Raw genomic sequence first — 264 nt, 5'->3', positions numbered from 1 at the left:
GCTCAGGACCGGCAAATCATCGCTACCGCCGTGCGCCGGTCACGCCGGACAGCGGCCACGCCGGACCTGTCGGTCTACGATTTCCTAGCCGATGTGTTGACCACCGACGCTGCGGCGACGCCCGGCCTTAGAAGAGCCGACGTGGTGCGTCTGGCCCAGCGCACGCAGCAGTATTCAGGGCCCGTGACCGCGAAATCGGTGGAAGACACGGCGTTCTACCGCTGGGTCCCGCTGGCTGGCCTCAACGAGGTCGGCGCCGAGCCC

General features: G+C 68.2%; 1 protein-coding gene. It reads left to right on the top strand.

The annotated features are described in order from the left end of the window. On the top strand, window positions 1-264 hold a 264-nt coding region (locus R0J87_RS21430; RefSeq protein WP_498888820.1), incomplete at both ends, for a hypothetical protein.

This window comes from Halomonas sp. SIMBA_159 (assembly GCF_046536035.1).
GTDB lineage: Bacteria > Pseudomonadota > Gammaproteobacteria > Pseudomonadales > Halomonadaceae > Vreelandella > Vreelandella venusta_A.
The sequence above is the reverse complement of the archived record's forward strand: the minus strand, read 5'-3'. Positions and strand labels throughout refer to the sequence as shown.